Genomic DNA, 17,294 nt, shown 5'->3' on the forward strand with positions numbered 1-17,294 from the left:
GGACTGGGTTCCAACATTACCGGACATACCAAGAATAACTGACTGGAATGTAACAATAATCGGAAGTCCCACTATAACCTTTTCAAACATACTTATAACTGTAGATACAATCATGCCAAGCATAAGCAATATAATAAGCCATGGAACTCTTTTTTTAAGGCTCTGGGATAATGGTTCTTCTAATTCCTCCTCTGCAGCAAGACCTGCTAACTTAGCATAGTCCTCACCCATTTCTTCATCTACCACTTCTACCAAATCCTGAGAAGTAATAACACCTAAAATGTGATTGTCTTTATCCAATACCGGAATGGAATCCTCTGAGTAATCCTTTAATTCTTCAATACAGTCATCTACTGTTTCATGGTCATACACAAAAGGATATGAAGTGATAACTAATGATTCTAGTTCTACATATTCCCTTGCAACAATTAAGTCTTTTAAATCAATGGCTCCATAAAAGGTTCCATCTTCTTTTTTAACATATAACGTAGAAATGTTGTCATTGTCAGCAGCCTGTTCTACTAAACGTTTCATTGCCTGCTTTATGGTAAGGTCTAAGGATAAGCTAACATAATTGGTAGTCATCTTACTACCGATTTCATCTTCGTCATAGGACTGAATAAGATCAATATCCTTTTGTGCCTCTTTATCCATTAACTGGAGAAGCTCCTCACTTTTTTCTTCCTCTAATTCATCTAAGATATCAACGGCATCATCCGGCTCCATAGCCTCAAGAATATCTGCCGCTGTTTCATTATCTAATTCTTCAATGAACTCTTCCGGATCATCTAAATAAGCAAAAATTTCAGATACCCTGTCAAGACCTAAAAGGGCATATAATCTTCTACGCTCATTTACATCTAAGTCTTCTAAAACCGATGCTATATCATTTTCATGATAATCGTTTAACTTCTCTTTCTTAACATAAGCCGGTTCGTTGCCTCGTATTATATCTATAATTTCAGCTTCATAATCAGCTTTTTCAGGAATTTCATATTCCTGTGTTTCTATATTATTCTCTGTGCCTGACTCTTCTGTATCCTGTGGCTTTTTTTCTTCAAATTCTTTATTTTCTTCCATCATATACCTCCTTTCACATAAACAGAAAGTAAAGAATCCGCTACATAAAAATATAGCGGACTGTATATGTAAGAAGCTTGTATATGAATTTATGCACTTTAAGGACGAAACAGATGATGTGCATCAGTTTCGTCTATAGTATATTCATTATGCAAACTTCGCCCACAACTGTCACAACTATCCATCTGGTTCTCCTTCCATTTTATTGTAAAAAATCGAAATAAAAACTTATGGCTAAAATAACCATAAGTTCTTATTAATTTATATATTTACTTTATCATTTTTTTTAGACAAATTCAACTGAAATATAAAATTATTCCACAGTGTGAACCTTTATCATATTAGTGGTTCCTGACTTTCCAAGAGGCACTCCTGATGTAATAACCACAATGTCATCCTTTTCCACTAAATGCTTTTCCTTTGCCACTTCCACAGCATAGTCAAACAATTCCAGCACATCACCTTTTTCCTTAATAAGCACTGGTGTAACTCCCCAGGACATATTAAGCTGGCGGCATACTTTTTCACTTGTGCTTCCTGCGGTAATCATACAGTCCGGTCTAAATCTTGATAACATTCTTGCAGACCTTCCTGATTTAGTTACCGTAAGAATTGACTTTGCCCCAAGGTCATAAGCTGTAGTACATGTAGCGTGACACACTGCCTGGGTAATATCACTTCCTTCACTTCTTTTCATATTAAAGAAACGCTGTTTATAGTTTATGTCCATTTCAGTACGTTCAGCGATTTTCGCCATGGTTTCAACGGCTTCCACCGGATATTTCCCTGCTGCTGTCTCTCCTGAAAGCATAATGGCACTGGTTCCATCGTAAATTGCATTTGCCACATCTGTGGTTTCTGCTCTTGTAGGACGAGGATTATTCATCATGGAATCCAGCATCTGAGTTGCAGTAATAACCTGTTTTCCTGCCTCATATACCTTTTTAATAATCATTTTCTGAATAATAGGAACTTCTTCCTCCGGAAGTTCAACTCCCATGTCTCCTCTGGCTACCATAATGGCATCTGCCTCATCTATAATGGAGTCTACATTTAAAATACCTTCACTATTTTCTATTTTTGCTATAATGTTGATGTTTTCCCCACCGTTTTCATCAAGAATTTTTCTTACGGCTTTTACATCTTCAGCTGTTCTTACAAAGGATGCGGCAATATAATCAACATCCTGCTGTATTCCAAATATAATGTCACTTTTATCCTGTTTACTCATGTACTCCATGTTAATATGAATATCAGGAACATTAACCCCTTTTCTGTTAGAAATTTTACCATCATTTTTTACTTCACAGACAATATCCGTTCCACTAATTTCCTTAACCTCTAACTTTACAAGACCATCATCAATAAGAATAATTGAGCCTATATTTACGTCTTTATATAAATCAGGAAATGTAATATTGACATGGTTTTCATCTCCCTTAACCTGTCTGTCTCCCACAAGGGTAAATTTCTGACCTGTATGAACAAAAATGGAATCATTTTCAAATATTCCTGTTCTTATTTCCGGTCCCTTTGTATCTAACAAAATGGCAACAGGCATATCACATTTCTTTCTGATTTCCTTTACCTTATCCATTCTTTTCTTATGTTCTTCGTGAGAACCATGGGAAAAGTTACATCTTGCCACATTCATTCCTACATTAATTAACTTTTCAAGTACACCATCAACGTCTGTTGACGGACCAAGAGTACATACTATCTTTGTCTTTCTCATTCTAATTTTCTCCTTTTACTTACCTACTACCATATTTCTATCAAACCACACTTATAATAACAATATATGAAATTATATACAAGTTAATTTTTGTTAAAGATTTTTAATATACATTTAACACTTTTAGGGGTATAATAACATTTAGATGTTTTGAAAGGATGTTACTAGTATAATGCAAAATTCAAATATTATTAGTACAGATAATTTAAGGGAGGATTTCACCTTGAAAATCACTCCCATAATAAAAAATGAAAAATTAAAACGAATGGATAAATATATACAACATGGCAACACCAGCACCCTAGAGCACTGTATTGCAGTTTCTTACATAAGTTACTGCATTGCAAGAAAATTCCATATCCGCTGTGATTACAACAGTCTTTTAAGAGGTTCTCTTTTACATGATTACTTTTTGTATGACTGGCATGACAAGGATGCTGCACACAAATGGCACGGTTTCCACCACGCAGCTGTAGCCCTGAAAAATGCCTCTAAGGATTTTGAACTCACTGACATTGAAATGGACATTATAGCAAAGCACATGTTTCCCCTTAATATTAAACTTCCAAGATATAAGGAAAGTTACATTGTAAGCCTTGCCGACAAAATATGTTCATCCTATGAGGTAATATGTAAGCGTGCATGCTACCGTTTTGAGTAAATTACTCATATTCCGTACCGCTATATATGCTGTGGGTAGGGTCTATGTTGCTGTTTATAAGGCTGTACATTAGATCTTCGTCTTCATCTGCATCAGATATGCTTGTTACATATCCACTTAAACCACTACACATATCTTCTAAATCCTCCTTTTCCCCTGTAAGGGCTAATGCATAGTATTTAGTTTCACCTTTATCCACCATATTTTTAATTTTTTTATAAAATTCCTCATATTCCGGATGTCCCAAAAAATTCAACACTTCAGGATGCTTTATCATAAAATCTAACCTTTCGGAAAAGCTGTCCTTTACGGTTTTCACATCTAATTCAGGACCTTCATCATAAACATAGCCATTTGCACTTCTATATATGAAGAAATTCTTTCCATTGTAAAAATATCCGTTACCTTTAAGAGTTAATCCGTCAACAGAATACATATTTGTATATCCCAAAGTCATTTCCTTTATGCTTCCCATACTTGACTGATCAATTCCTAAATATATACCTATTGGTGGGTACTTGTCATTAATTTCATAAGGATAAACCCCCACCCATTTTATACATGTATTATCCTGATAATAATTTTCTTCAAGAAGTTTTTTAAGCTGCGTATCCCCTATCAGCTTATTAAGAGAGATAAAAATATTATAAATCTTATTCTTTTTCATTTTCTTCAAGGTTGCCTTAAGATTGCCGTAATCTTCAGCATCTTCTTCATCATCCTCGTTTATGGACATAATCTCTCCATCATCTAAATAACTCCGAAATTCCGGTTTTTCAACTGTAAGAGCTTTTTCTAAGGTAATCCCCACATAAGGCTGAATATTTTTCGTTATACGATAATAATACTGGCCCTTTTTATTATCAATTTCTCCTAAATTTTCAAAATAAGGAATGTACTGTCCTTTATTGTGAAACTGAAAAAGAGTCTCATATCCTAACTGGGCATCTGTTTTTTCTGAATACAGGGTCTTGCTGTCAATATTCCATTTGCTGTAAGGATAGTTTTCCTGAGCCTTTTCCTTTTTTACATATTTAACCATAGGGTCAATTTTTATAACATATACTGCTATTGTCGTAACAATCATAGCTGCCATTATACAAGACAAAACCACAAAGGGAACATTAATTTTCTTATGTTCCCCTGTGGTTTCATCTATATTCTCATTATTTGACTTCTTACTTTCCGGCTCCTCCCGACTGTCATTTATTGTAACAACATCATCTTCAATAGAATTTTTATTCTCTGATTCATAGCCTTCATGGATGTTTTCCTTTGCTTCTTTACGTCTTTTTAACTCACTTTCCACAAATTCCTGTTCTTCTTTTGTTACCTGTCCCCAGTTATACTTTTCATAAAGCTCCTTAAAATCCATATGTCCCTCTCTTTTATCCTTTATTCCCTAGACAACAATATTCTGTCATTATCAAATTTCTTCTGTTTCTTTGCAGAATACATTTTTATCATATCATCTATGGTCATATTTTCTCTCTCTTTACCGGATAAATCAAGTATAATTTCCCCTGAGTCAAGCATTATGGTTCTTGAGCCTGTATTTAATGACTGATTTAGATTATGGGTAATCATCATAGTGGTAATATTATTTTCTGACACAATCCGCTTTGTTATTTCCATTACCCTTTTAGCCGTTGCCGGGTCAAGGGCTGCGGTATGCTCATCTAAAAGCAAAAGTCTTGGAATTGAAAGGGTACACATTAAAAGAGTAACCACCTGTCTCTGACCACCTGACAAAAGCCCGATTTTAGTTTTCATTCTGTCTTCTATGCCCATATTGTATCTTGCCAGATTTTCCCTGAAAAACTCAGCCTTTTTCTTTGTTAATGCTCTTGAAAAAGGTGATGAATGTTTTTGCGACCTTGTATAGGCTAATGCGAGATTTTCTTCAATAGTCATGTTAGGTGCCGTTCCTCTCATGGGGTCCTGAAAAACATGACCTATCATTTTTGCCCTGGCATGCTCACTTTTATATGTAATTTCTTCATTATCCAAAAATATATGTCCTGAATCCACAAGAAAGCTACCGCAAATTGCATTAAAAAGTGTACTTTTTCCTGCTCCGTTTGAGCCTACAACTGTAACAAATTCCCCATCCTCCAATGAAAGGGACATATTTTTTATGGCAACGTGTTCATTAACTGTTCCTTTGGCAAAAACCTTTGAAATATTCTTTACTTCTAACATTACATCTCCGCCTTTCTGCTTCTCTTTTCCGCAATTTTTTCCTTTATTGCAGGAATTGCAAGAGTAATGGCAACAATAAGTGCACATGTAAGCTTCATAAGATTTGCGCTTTTATCACCAAATAAATTCTGTCTTATAACAAATGCCACTATAAGCTTGTATATAACAGAACCTGTAACTGTTGAAATAACTCCTATGGCAGCGCCTCTTTTTCCAAATATTGCCTCACCAATAATTACTGCTGCTAATCCATAAATAAGAGTACCGTTAGCAATATTTATGTCTGAATATCCAACGCTTTGTGATGCCATGGCTCCTGATAAACCAATTAATGCATTGGCAATCATAAGACCTATGATTTTGGTTCTGTCAACATTTATTGATGATGCTCTTACCATATCAGGATTATCTCCTGTGGCTCTTATGCAAAGTCCCATATGGGTTTTAAAGAACCAGATAATCACAGCTATAACCAACACAACAATAATAAAACTTACCACAGCTTTTAACATACTTGTGTTAAACTGACCTGTTATTCCGAGCAATTCCTTTATTTTATCAAATATTGTTATTTTGCCGTAACTTAAGTTAGTTGTGGCTCCCTTGTCTGTTAATGAATAGCATACAAGGTTAATGGAATATAATGCACTCATGGTTATTATTCCTGCTAATACCGGATGAACACTAAGCTTTGTCTGTAAACATCCCGTAATAAATCCTGCCAATGCACCGGCAACTATTCCTGTCAAAAGTGCCAGTGCCGGGTGTCCGTTTAAAGACACCAGCACCGATATAACTGCTCCAAAGCCGAAGCTTCCTTCAGTTGTTAAATCCGGAATATCCAATATTCTAAGTGAAATATATATACCCATTGCCAGCAATCCATATATAAAGCAATCCGGTAGATTGGTTAAATAATATTGTAATTCTATCATTACTAAATCTCCTCATCCATTACTGAATTTCGTTAATATCATACTTTGTTTTAATCTGGTCTTTTGTAATACCAAGAGCTTTCATGGCATTGGTGTTTACTGAGCAATAATCAATTCCAACTACCTGTGAAGGAATATCTTTAACTTTCTTTCCGTCAAAGTAATCCATTGCCATATCTACTGTTTTTTTACCAATTCCCTTATCGTCAATGGCAAGGGTTGCAAAACATCCTGAGGCAACTGTTGTAGCTGATGAACAATATGTTGGGATTTTCTTTTCATTGCAAATTTCTGCTAACTTTGTAACTCCGTCCTGAATAATTGAATCATTTGGTACGAAAATGGCATCTACACCTTCATTTATAAGAGCATTGGCTGCTGTTTCAATATCACTTGATGTAGGTGCTGTTTTTTCAACATATTCAATGTTCTTTGATTTTAAATATTCCTCAACCTGCTTAATTGTGTTTGTTGCATTGTCTTCATTGCCACTGTAAATAAGTCCGTATTTTTTAGCCGGTGTTGTACTTTGTGCTAAATCAATAATGTCTGATACCGGAATGGCATTTGATGTACCTGTGGCGTTTTTATCAGGACTATCCATATCAGATAAAACTCCTGCTGCAACCGGTGCTGAAACTGCACAGAAGAAAACCGGTGTGTCTGATTCTAAATTAACAAATGCCTGGGTAGGTGGTGTTGCAATGGTAAATACCATGTCATATGTTCCGTCTGTCATGTTATTGGCAATAGTTGAAAGGGTTGTAGCATCACCTGATGCACATTGATAATCAATTGTAGCTGTATCACTTGTGTATCCCTTGCTTGCTAACTCTTCTATGATTCCCTCTTTCATATCAGTAAAGGCACCATTTTCCACCATGGTTACGATACCGATTTTTTTCTTGTCTGCCTTTTGTGAGGCATCAGCTGATTTGTCATTGCTTCCGCAGCCTGTAAAAATTGTTGCTGCCATAGCGGTTGTTAATAAAATACTTAATACTCTTCCTTTTCTCATGTTCTTATCTCCTTATAAAAAAATATTTATTAACAGATAACCACCTATGCCATATAAGCTTAAGGAATTTTATACAATAAAAAAGTCCCTGACAGTAGGATTACTCTACTATCAAGGACGGATATTCATAAAATCATATTCCGCGGTGCCACCTTGATTCGCAATAAAAAATGCGCTCTCAACGGGTACTAACATACCCTGTGCAACTAACGTATGCCTTCACGTCACAAAATACTAACATAAATGCTTTGTTCTATGCCCTCTGCGGTCCATTTAGTAAGCTGCGTTCTGCAGGTTCTCAGCCTCCCTGCTCTCTGTAAGTGCACGATTTACTTTTATCTCCGCATCAACGGTTTCAATGGTCATCTTTAATTATGCGGCAATTATATCTCACATAATATTTATCGTCAATATAAAATTTTATAGTTTTATAATAAACTTAAATTTATAAACCTAAAATACAAACTTTTCTACCACTTTGGCAATTCCATCTTCATTATTTGAATCTGTCACATAATCTGCCACCTGTTTTACTTCATCTACGGCATTTTCCATTGCCACACCTATGCCGGCATATTTAACCATGGAAATATCATTATAACCGTCACCACAGGCTATGGTATTCTCCTTCCTTATTTTAAGTTTATTTATAAGAACCTCTATGGATGCCGCCTTATCAATTCCTTTAGGCATAATTTCAATAAAATAATCTGCTGAACGGCTGATGCTTAATTGATTTTTGTACTTTTGAGCTAAAATCTGTTCATGTTTTGTGGCAATTTCCGGTGGTGCAGTCATTAACAGCTTATTGGGATTATATGTTACATATTCCTCCATATCCGTTTCATAAACAGGTATTTTATTTATAAAGGATTCCGTTTCAATGTATTTGTCCATTCTTGTTCCAACAATAATCCGTTTATCATCGTAGGTTATAAGCCCAATATCATTTTCTTTGGCATATTTTAACAATGGACTTATATACTTTCTGTCTAACACCTGTTCAAACACAACCTCGTTGGTTTTCGCATTTATAATTTTTCCACCGTTAAATGCCATAATATAACCTCCGAATTTTTCCAGTTCCACAGCTTTTGCCACAGGCAAAATTCCGGGAGTTGGTCTTCCCGATGCCAAAACAACTATATGCCCTGCCTTTTGCATTTCTAAAAGTGCCTTTTGGGTAAGGGGCGTAACCTTCTTTTCATCGTTAGTTAATGTTCCATCTAAATCTAAAAAAATTATCTTTTTATCCATAAAATCCTCTTTAGTGTAGTTTTATTTTAATGCTTCAAGCTTTCTCATGGCTTCTGACAGCATTTCCCCAGTAATAACATATGGATTATGCTCAATGTCCTTCATTACAACTGCTCCTTTTGCCAAATCATCTATCTGACTTTTTTCAAATTCCAAGTCCTCTAAACATGTAGGAAGTCTAACGGATTTATTGAAATTATATACTCTTTCAAAATCTCCCGTGTTTTGGTCTACCAGTAAAAGATTTAGCACTCCGTAACTTACCACCTCCCCATGAAGATGTTTTTTTTCAATATGAGGATATGATGTCATGGAATAAAATATTGCATGTGCCAATCCTGAATTGTAATGTACCGTATGCTCTGCAGTAAGATAAATAGATGCCAATGCAGTTGATACAATTATAGCCAAAACTACCTGCTCGTATGCTTTTGACAGCTGATTATTACGGTTTGATTCCATTGCCTCTTTTCCGTACTCCATAATAGGCTCGTAACACATTTTGCTGTTATTTACCCCCATGGCAAAATAATGAGGAAGTACTTCTCCCTTTGAAGACATAACTGCCTCAAAATATTTGGCATAGGTATCTCCCATGCCTGCCCATAAATATTTTTCCGGAGAATTAACGGTTATTTCCGTGTTAATAAATGCATGTACCGGCGGTGCAGGATAAAAGAAAGGCTCCTTAAAACGTCCGTCAGGATAATACATTATGGATACGCTGGTGCAGGCAGAGCAGTTAGAAGCAATAGTTGGAAAAGAAAATACCGGCTTGTTAATTTTTACTCCAAGGCACTTTCCTGTATCCGTGGATTTTCCTCCTCCAATGGCAAAAATCATATCTGCCTTTATAACTGCCGGATTTTCCATTAGCTTTTCTACATTCTCGTATGTTGCCTCTCCTCCATACCATAAAAAATCAATTATTTCCATGGAAGAATCTTTTATGGCTTCTAATATTTTGTCTTTAGCGGCAGCTAAGGCTTTATGTCCTCCTATTGCAACTATTTTATTTCCATATTTACCACATATCTCAGGTATTTCTTTATAAATGTCCTTTCCAATAGAATAACTTGGAAGATGTATGCTGTAATTTTCCATTTGGTTTTCTCCTTGATTATGTATTGCCCCCTCCCTTTGGTCAGCGGCATTTCGTCGAAAACATCCTTATAAATGAACTTCGTTCATTTGGTTTTCTCCTAATTAATATGTATTGCCCCCTCCCTCCGGTCAGCGGCATTTCGTCGAAAACATCCTTATAAATGAACTTCGTTCATTTGGTTTTCTCCTCTAATTTTATATGTTCTCTTATAACATCACATGAAGAAGCGAACAGCTTATTTTCCTCTTCTGTCAATTTTAACTCAATTATTTCTTCAATTCCGTTCCGTCCTATAATACAGGGAACACCGGCATTTACATTATTTTGACCATATTCTCCCTCTAACAATACTGATGCCGGAAGGACTCTGTGTTCGTTAGTTAGCACCGCCTTTGCCATATCTGCTAGGGCTGCTCCTATTCCAAATTCCGTGGAACCTTTTCCGTTAATTATGTCCATGCCTCTCATATGGGTGCATTCAGTAACCTTCTCTTCACTAAAATCTATGCACCGGTCACCATGTTCTTTAACGAATTTGTCATAAGCATCTCCGTTAATTGTAAGGTGTGAAAAAGGTACCATAGAGGAGTCCCCATGTTCTCCCATTGCAAATCCAATCACACTGTGGGGGTCCACCTTGCACAAATCTGCCACTGTCCGCCTTGTTCTGGCAGTATCTAGTGACGTTCCCGTGCCAAACAACCTGTTTTTAGGAAGTCCTGTATGCTTTCTTACATAGTAGGCAATTATATCCGCAGGATTTGTTATTGTGATAATTATTCCCTTTATGTCTGTTTTATTTAAATTGTCCACAACATCCTTTATACATTCAATTGATGCCCCTAATGTGTCAAGCCTGGTTTGTCCCGGAAGCCTTGGCACCCCTGCACTGATAACAATAATATCTGCATCTTCGCAGTCCCTGTAATCTCCCGTTCTGATAATCGGAGCCGATGGCAAAAAGCATACACTGTCTGCTAAATCCATTGCCTGACTTTTAGCCTTGACTTCATCCTTATCTATAAAAACTATTTCATCACAAATGTTTTGAAAGGACAGTGCCGCTGCACAGTGGGTTCCTACGTGACCTGCACCGATAATCACTATTTTTCTGTTGTATAACATAGTACCATCTCCTTTATATTTTCCCATTATACCTATTTTTTCTAGAAAAGAAATCTTAATGCGTTAAATATCCAGCCTAGATATTTATGCAGATTTTCTTTTTTTCCTGATATTTCCTTCATTTTCATTCCCTTAGGCAAATCCTTGTACTCACTAAGATTTTTTACTGTAGCTGCCTTTTCTTCGTATAAAAGCATATTATTTTTTAACTGCTTTGTAACTTCCCTGCTGTTAATGGCAAGCATTAATTCAGTGTCAATATAAGCACTTCTCATATCCATGTTAAAGGAGCCTACTATTGCCATATCATCATCTATTGTCATGCTTTTTCCGTGATAGGAAATTCCTCCCTCATATTCCTTTATGGTCATTTTAGTGTCTATTATTTTTTCTTTGTTGCTCATGTAATCTATGGCACCAAAAAGATTTCCGTTATTTTCAGCAGAATTAAACATTATTGTGGTTTTATCCCCTATTTTAGACAAACCTTCATACATATAGTCATCACATATAATGTAAGGAGTATGTATTTTAACTTCAGATTTTGCATTTTCAGCTAATTTCATTAAAGTGTAAAATACCACCGGCTCCTTTGAATATATTGTGGTTGGATTACTTATAAGGGTTATTTTATTAGTTTCATAAGTATTTTTTTCATAATTATACTCACTGCTTAAAAACTTATCATATTTTTCAGAGAGCCTTGTATAACGCTCCTTTAAGTAATCTCCTGCTTCCTTCACCTTTTTCTTTTTTGCTATTTTAGTGCTATTGTGAAATACACTGCAGCATTTTAATGAAGTAATATCCTTATAATATTTCTTTATCTGATATATGGAGCTGTCACTTTTTTCCTTCTTGTATTCAGTATTATATACTAAAACATCCCTGTCGTAATTTTTGTGTCCCTTATAGTCTCCAAGAAAATACCCAAATGTGTTCCGACCTCCAAGCATATACGCCTTATTGTCAGAAATCAGGTATTTATCGTGCATTCTCCCCAATCCCTTCCATGGAGTCAAAAGATTTATTTTGTTGTAAATAATGATTTTGATGTTAGGGTTAGAGCTTAAAGCATAGAAATAATTATTTCTCTCCATTCTAAGTTCTGAATTAAAGCCGTCAGCAAAAATTTCCACCTTAACTCCTCTGTTTGCCGCATCAAGAAGAGCTGACAGCATATCTTTTCCTGCCTCATCACTTCTAAAATCAAAGGTTGACATAACAATGTTATTTTTTGCATCCTTAATAAGCTTCAAACGCATTTTCAGGGCTTCTTCGTTGTCCTCAATAATTACTGCCCTGTCAACACCCTTCCTATCACTGTAAAAATTAGTATTTTTCACCTTTTTTTCAGTATCTTTAGTTATATTATTATGGATTAAGAACGGAGCAATGCCGCCAATTACCAAATATACAATAAACAAAAGAAATACCACTGCAAAAGTTCTTATAACCCTTCTTACCTTGAATTTCTTTTTCTTTCTTTTTTGCCTGAAAACAGAATAAATGATACTTAATATTATTAAAATAAGTACAATAAAAATCCCTTTAACCACTTAAATCACCTTTTTTGTTTTTTAATGCTATCTGTACCATTATAATGCCTTTAGTGAATAATTAAAATACATTTTTCCATAGAAAAAACAACAGCGACATTTGCCACTGTTGTTTTTTTATTATGATAATTATATTATTTTCCTTCTACGGCCTTAAATGCTTCATCTAAATCTTCAATAATATCATCAATGTTTTCTGTACCAATTGAAAGTCTGATGGTATTTGGATTAATGTTCTGTTCTGCTAACTCCTCAGCTGTGCACTGGCTATGTGTTGTTGTTGCAGGATGAATAACTAATGACTTAACATCTGCAACGTTTGCAAGTAATGAGAACAGCTGTAAATTATCAATAAACTTATGAGCTTCTTCCTGTCCGCCTTTGATGTCAAATGTAAAGATACTTGCACCGCCATTTGGGAAATATCTTTCGTAAAGTGCATGGTCAGGATGATCAGGTAATGATGGATGATTTACCTTTTCAACTAACGGATGATTTGATAAATATTCAACTACCTTCTTTGTATTTTCATTATGACGCTCAATTCTAAGAGATAATGTTTCTGTTCCCTGAAGTAATAAGAAAGCATTAAATGGTGAAATTGTTGCACCTGTATCTCTAAGTAAAATTGCTCTGATATATGTTGCAAATGCTGCAGGACCTGCTGCCTCTGTAAACTTAACTCCATGATAGCTTGGGTTTGGCTCTGAAATTCCAGGATATCTGCCACTTGCAGCCCAGTCAAATGTACCGCCATCAACGATTACGCCACCAAGAGATGTACCATGTCCACCAATAAACTTAGTTGCTGAATGAACAACAATGTCTGCACCATGCTCAATCGGACGGATAAGGTATGGTGTACCAAATGTGTTATCCACTACTACAGGAAGTCCGTGCTTATGTGCGATTTCTGCAATGGCATCAATGTCAGGAATATCACTGTTAGGATTTCCTAATGTTTCAAGGTAAATTGCCTTTGTATTGTCCTGAATTGCACCTTCAACTTCTTCTAAATTATGAGCATCTACAAATGTAGCTGTAATGCCATAGTTTGGTAATGTGTGAGCTAAAAGGTTTGATGTTCCACCGTAAATTGTCTTCTGGGCAACAATGTGTTCTCCGGCACCTGCTAATGCCTGAATTGTGTATGTAATTGCTGCTGCTCCTGATGCTACAGCTAAACCTGCAACACCACCCTCAAGCTTAGCGATTCTGTCTTCAAACACACCCTGAGTTGAGTTTGTTAATCTTCCGTAAATGTTTCCTGCGTCAGCTAATCCAAATCTTGCTGCTGCATGCTCTGAATTTCTAAACACATATGATGTTGTCTGGTAAATTGGAACTGCTCTTGCATCTGTTGCCGGATCCGGCTGTTCCTGTCCTACGTGTAACTGTAATGTTTCAAATTTATAATTTCTGTTGCTCATATTTATTCTCCTTCGATTTGTTTTTAGCTTATCTGCACGCATCTCAAAGACGTGCAGTTCGATTTCGCTTCGCTACCTTAGCATTTATCTACACGTCTTTCAAAGACGTGCAGTTCGATTTCGCTTCGCTACATCTCACTGTCGGGCTGCGCCCTATATCAACCAAAAATCATTTTTGCTTACAAAAGCAAGCTTTTGACGCTTAATGATTTTATTTTTTCGATTATTCGTCTCTCAAAGACGTGCAGTTCGATTTCGCTTCGCTACATCTCACTGTCGGGCTGCGCCCTATATCAACCAAAAATCATTTTCGCTTACAAAAGCAAGCTTTTGACGCTTAATGATTTTTGGTGATGCACGTCTTTGCTTACGCAAAGAGTGCTGTGCTGTAGTATCTGTCTCCTGAGTCAGGTAATAATGCTACGATTACTTTTCCTTTGTTTTCAGGTCTCTTTGCTAATTCTTTTGCTGCGTATAATGCTGCTCCTGATGAAATTCCTACTAATACGCCTTCTGTTTTTGCAATGTTCTTCCCTTCTGCAAATGCGTCTTCGTTTGATACAGGAAATACTTCATCATATATCTTTGTATTTAAAACTTCCGGTACAAATCCGGCGCCAATACCCTGAATCTTGTGAGCTCCTGCTTTTCCTTCTGATAATACAGGACTTGTTTGTGGTTCAACAGCTACAACCTTTACGTCAGGATTCTTTGACTTTAAGTATTCACCAACACCTGTAATTGTTCCGCCTGTACCAACACCGGCTACAAAAATATCAACCTTCCCATCTGTATCTTCCCAGATTTCAGGACCTGTTGTAAGTCTGTGTGCCTTTGGATTTGACGGATTTACAAACTGTCCTACAATTACTGAACCAGGTGTGTTTTCATGAATTTCTTCTGCCTTTGCAATGGCTCCCTTCATTCCCTTAGTTCCATCTGTAAGTACAATTTCTGCTCCATAGGCCTTGATAATGTTTCTTCTCTCAACACTCATTGTCTCCGGAATAGTAATTACTACTTTATATCCCTTTGCTGCTGCTATAGCTGCAATTCCGATTCCTGTATTTCCTGATGTTGGTTCAATAAGTGTTGCTCCCGGCTTAATCTCTCCACTTTCCTCTAAATCTAAAATCATCTGAAGAGCAATTCTGTCTTTAACGCTTCCTGCCGGATTGAAATATTCAAGCTTTGCTAAAATAGTAGCATCCGTTGCTCCAACACTTTCCTGATATTTTGTCACCTCTAATAATGGTGTATTTCCAACTAATTCTGCTGCACTTTTATTTATTTTTGCCATTTTTATATCCTCCAATAATTTAATAAGACTATTTACACATTCGATTTTTACCAATCACTTCTTCTTTACTAACCATCATGGAACAACAGTATGTCTTTCGCATGTTGTAATTATAAGCTGTCTTTGTCTTATTCATTATTCAAATCTCCTTTTCATTTATTCCCTATCTGTTTTGTAGGATATAAAGATATTATCATTTAATTCCTACATTGTCAATAGGATTTTTATATTTTTTCAAAAAATTTATATTTCATATATGTTTAGTATGTTTTAGTGTAAAAATAAAGCTTCTTTCGCCTGTTTTACGGCAAAAAGAAGCTTTATTTTAATTTTCATTTACATCTGTTTTTATAATGGTTCCACCACCAAGAACTACATCTCCATCGTACAAAACAACGGACTGTCCCTTGGTTATAGCCCTGATTGCTTCATCAAATACAACCTTAACGTCTCCATTTTCAAGTACCGATGCCGTACCCTTTGTAAGAGGCTGATGGTATCTTGTTCTTCCGCTTACCTTTACCGGCTCCTTAGGGCTTTCCCCGGAAATCCAGTTAAAATCTGTAGCTATAAGTTCATTGGTATATAAATCCTTGTTTCTTCCAACAACAACTTCATTCGTTTCCGGTCTGATTTCCAAAACATAATGCTTTCCTTCCCGTTTTACATTAATGCCTTTTCTCTGACCTACTGTATATCTGTAATATCCGTTGTGTTTTCCTATGACTTTCCCGTTAACATCCAAAAAATTACCGGGACCTATTTTCTTATGGGAATACTGCTCTATAAACTTCTTATGATTTCCATCAGGAATAAAACATATATCCTGGCTGTCATGCTTTGCAGCATTTACCAGATGATGTTTTTCCGCAATCTCCCTTATTTCATCCTTTGTATACTCTCCAAGAGGGAAAATAGTATGTGCCAGCTGTTCCTGAGTCATATGATACAATACATAGCTTTGATCCTTTGTATCATCAATTCCCTTAAGAAGCTGGTACTTTCCGGTGTTTTCATCAAACTTAACCCGGGCGTAATGTCCCGTAACTATAACATCACATCCTAATGCCTCTGCACGTCTGTACAACTCTGTAAATTTTAAATACCTGTTACAGTCAATACATGGATTAGGTGTCATTCCACATTTATAGCAATTGACAAATTTGTCAATAACCATTTCTTTAAATTCTGCCTTAAAGTTAAAAACGTAGTATGGTATTCCAACGTTAAATGCAACACTTCTTGCATCTTCAATATCACTTAATGAACAACAGGTTTTCTCTCTTGACATATTAATATCTTCATTGTCATAAAGCTTCATGGTAACACCTATTGTGTCATATCCGTTTTCCTTCATAAAAACCGCAGCAACACTGCTGTCTACGCCGCCGCTCATTGCAACTAAAGCCTTCTTCATTATCGTCATCTCCATCCACTAATAAAAGATAATTAACCAAGTTCTATCATTTTGTCAATACATGCCTTTGCCTTTAATCTTGTATCTTCATCAAGATTAATTTCCTCGCCACCAATTCCCTTGCAACAGTTAAGCACGTCTGTAAGGGTTGTTGCCTTCATGTTATGACAAATGCAGTCCTTTGACAACGGATGGAAAATCTTATCAGGACATTCCATCTGTAAATGGGTTACAATACTGTTTTCAGTTCCAATAATAAATTCCTTTGCCTGGCTGTTTTTGGCATAGCTCATAATTCCTGTAGTTGAACCTGCGTAATCTGACAATTCTACCACTTCCGGCTTACATTCAGGATGAACTAATACTAAAGCATCCGGCCATTTTTCCTTTGCACGTTTAACATCCTCCGAACCCATTCTTGCATGAGTCGGGCAGCCTCCGTTTAACAGCTTAAAGGTTTTCTCTGGTAG

The 17,294-nt window shown here is 36.1% G+C and carries 14 protein-coding genes and 1 pseudogene (1 of these 15 running past the window's edge); 1 reads left to right on the forward strand and 14 read right to left on the reverse strand.

What is annotated here, in order from left to right; translation table 11 throughout:
* The coding region (locus Q5O73_RS05095; protein WP_302669176.1) for a magnesium transporter at window positions 1–1,080 on the reverse strand (1,080 nt) is incomplete at its 3' end.
* 313 nt (window positions 1,081–1,393) lie between these two features.
* Window positions 1,394–2,815, reverse strand: a complete 1,422-nt coding sequence (pyk, locus tag Q5O73_RS05100; protein WP_021951913.1) for a pyruvate kinase — start codon at window positions 2,813–2,815, stop codon at window positions 1,394–1,396.
* 172 nt (window positions 2,816–2,987) lie between these two features.
* Here pyk and Q5O73_RS05105 point away from each other — a divergent pair, with 172 nt between their 5' ends.
* Entirely contained in the window at window positions 2,988–3,476 is a 489-nt protein-coding gene (locus Q5O73_RS05105) for an HD domain-containing protein (protein WP_021951912.1), read from the forward strand.
* A gap of 1 nt (window position 3,477) precedes the next feature.
* Here the strand turns inward: Q5O73_RS05105 and Q5O73_RS05110 are convergent, their stop codons facing one another.
* The 12 genes and pseudogenes from Q5O73_RS05110 to nadA all read right to left on the reverse strand — a co-directional run.
* Window positions 3,478–4,851 carry an anti sigma factor C-terminal domain-containing protein gene (locus Q5O73_RS05110; RefSeq protein WP_302625051.1) on the reverse strand — a complete coding sequence of 458 codons (1,374 nt, stop codon included), beginning with the start codon at window positions 4,849–4,851 and terminating at the stop codon, window positions 3,478–3,480.
* A 20-nt stretch (window positions 4,852–4,871) separates the two neighbouring features.
* Window positions 4,872–5,678, reverse strand: coding sequence for an ABC transporter ATP-binding protein (locus Q5O73_RS05115; RefSeq protein ID WP_302669177.1), 807 nt, complete (start codon window positions 5,676–5,678; stop codon window positions 4,872–4,874).
* Entirely contained in the window at window positions 5,678–6,613 is a 936-nt protein-coding gene (locus Q5O73_RS05120) for an ABC transporter permease (protein WP_302669178.1), read from the reverse strand. Before Q5O73_RS05120 ends, Q5O73_RS05115 begins: the two co-directional genes overlap by 1 nt.
* A gap of 19 nt (window positions 6,614–6,632) precedes the next feature.
* Window positions 6,633–7,631 (reverse strand): ABC transporter substrate-binding protein, encoded by a 999-nt coding sequence (locus tag Q5O73_RS05125; protein ID WP_302629515.1) that lies wholly within the window; start codon window positions 7,629–7,631, stop codon window positions 6,633–6,635.
* Between the two features lie 453 nt (window positions 7,632–8,084).
* Entirely contained in the window at window positions 8,085–8,888 is an 804-nt protein-coding gene (locus Q5O73_RS05130) for a Cof-type HAD-IIB family hydrolase (protein WP_302624670.1), read from the reverse strand.
* 21 nt (window positions 8,889–8,909) lie between these two features.
* Complete coding sequence (locus Q5O73_RS05135) at window positions 8,910–9,992, reverse strand: iron-containing alcohol dehydrogenase family protein (protein ID WP_302669179.1); 1,083 nt, start codon at window positions 9,990–9,992, stop codon at window positions 8,910–8,912.
* 172 nt (window positions 9,993–10,164) lie between these two features.
* Window positions 10,165–11,118: an L-lactate dehydrogenase gene (locus Q5O73_RS05140; protein WP_302669180.1), complete on the reverse strand. Its 954-nt coding sequence runs from the start codon at window positions 11,116–11,118 to the stop codon at window positions 10,165–10,167.
* 41 nt (window positions 11,119–11,159) lie between these two features.
* Window positions 11,160–12,677, reverse strand: coding sequence for a phospholipase D family protein (locus Q5O73_RS05145; protein ID WP_302669181.1), 1,518 nt, complete (start codon window positions 12,675–12,677; stop codon window positions 11,160–11,162).
* A gap of 134 nt (window positions 12,678–12,811) precedes the next feature.
* Window positions 12,812–14,107: an O-acetylhomoserine aminocarboxypropyltransferase/cysteine synthase family protein gene (locus tag Q5O73_RS05150; RefSeq protein WP_021951903.1), complete on the reverse strand. Its 1,296-nt coding sequence runs from the start codon at window positions 14,105–14,107 to the stop codon at window positions 12,812–12,814.
* Window positions 14,108–14,474: 367 nt separating this feature from the next.
* Window positions 14,475–15,407 (reverse strand): cysteine synthase A, encoded by a 933-nt coding sequence (gene cysK / locus Q5O73_RS05155; RefSeq protein WP_021952914.1) that lies wholly within the window; start codon window positions 15,405–15,407, stop codon window positions 14,475–14,477.
* A gap of 325 nt (window positions 15,408–15,732) precedes the next feature.
* Complete coding sequence (gene mnmA, locus Q5O73_RS05160; protein ID WP_302669182.1) at window positions 15,733–16,824, reverse strand: tRNA 2-thiouridine(34) synthase MnmA; 1,092 nt, start codon at window positions 16,822–16,824, stop codon at window positions 15,733–15,735.
* A 32-nt stretch (window positions 16,825–16,856) separates the two neighbouring features.
* Window positions 16,857–17,294: pseudogene (gene nadA / locus Q5O73_RS05165) on the reverse strand (quinolinate synthase NadA) (it continues 476 nt past the right edge of the window).

It is taken from the genome of Eubacterium sp. AF15-50, assembly GCF_934835595.1.
In the GTDB taxonomy this organism is placed as follows: Bacteria; Bacillota; Clostridia; order Lachnospirales; family Lachnospiraceae; genus Eubacterium_G; species Eubacterium_G segne.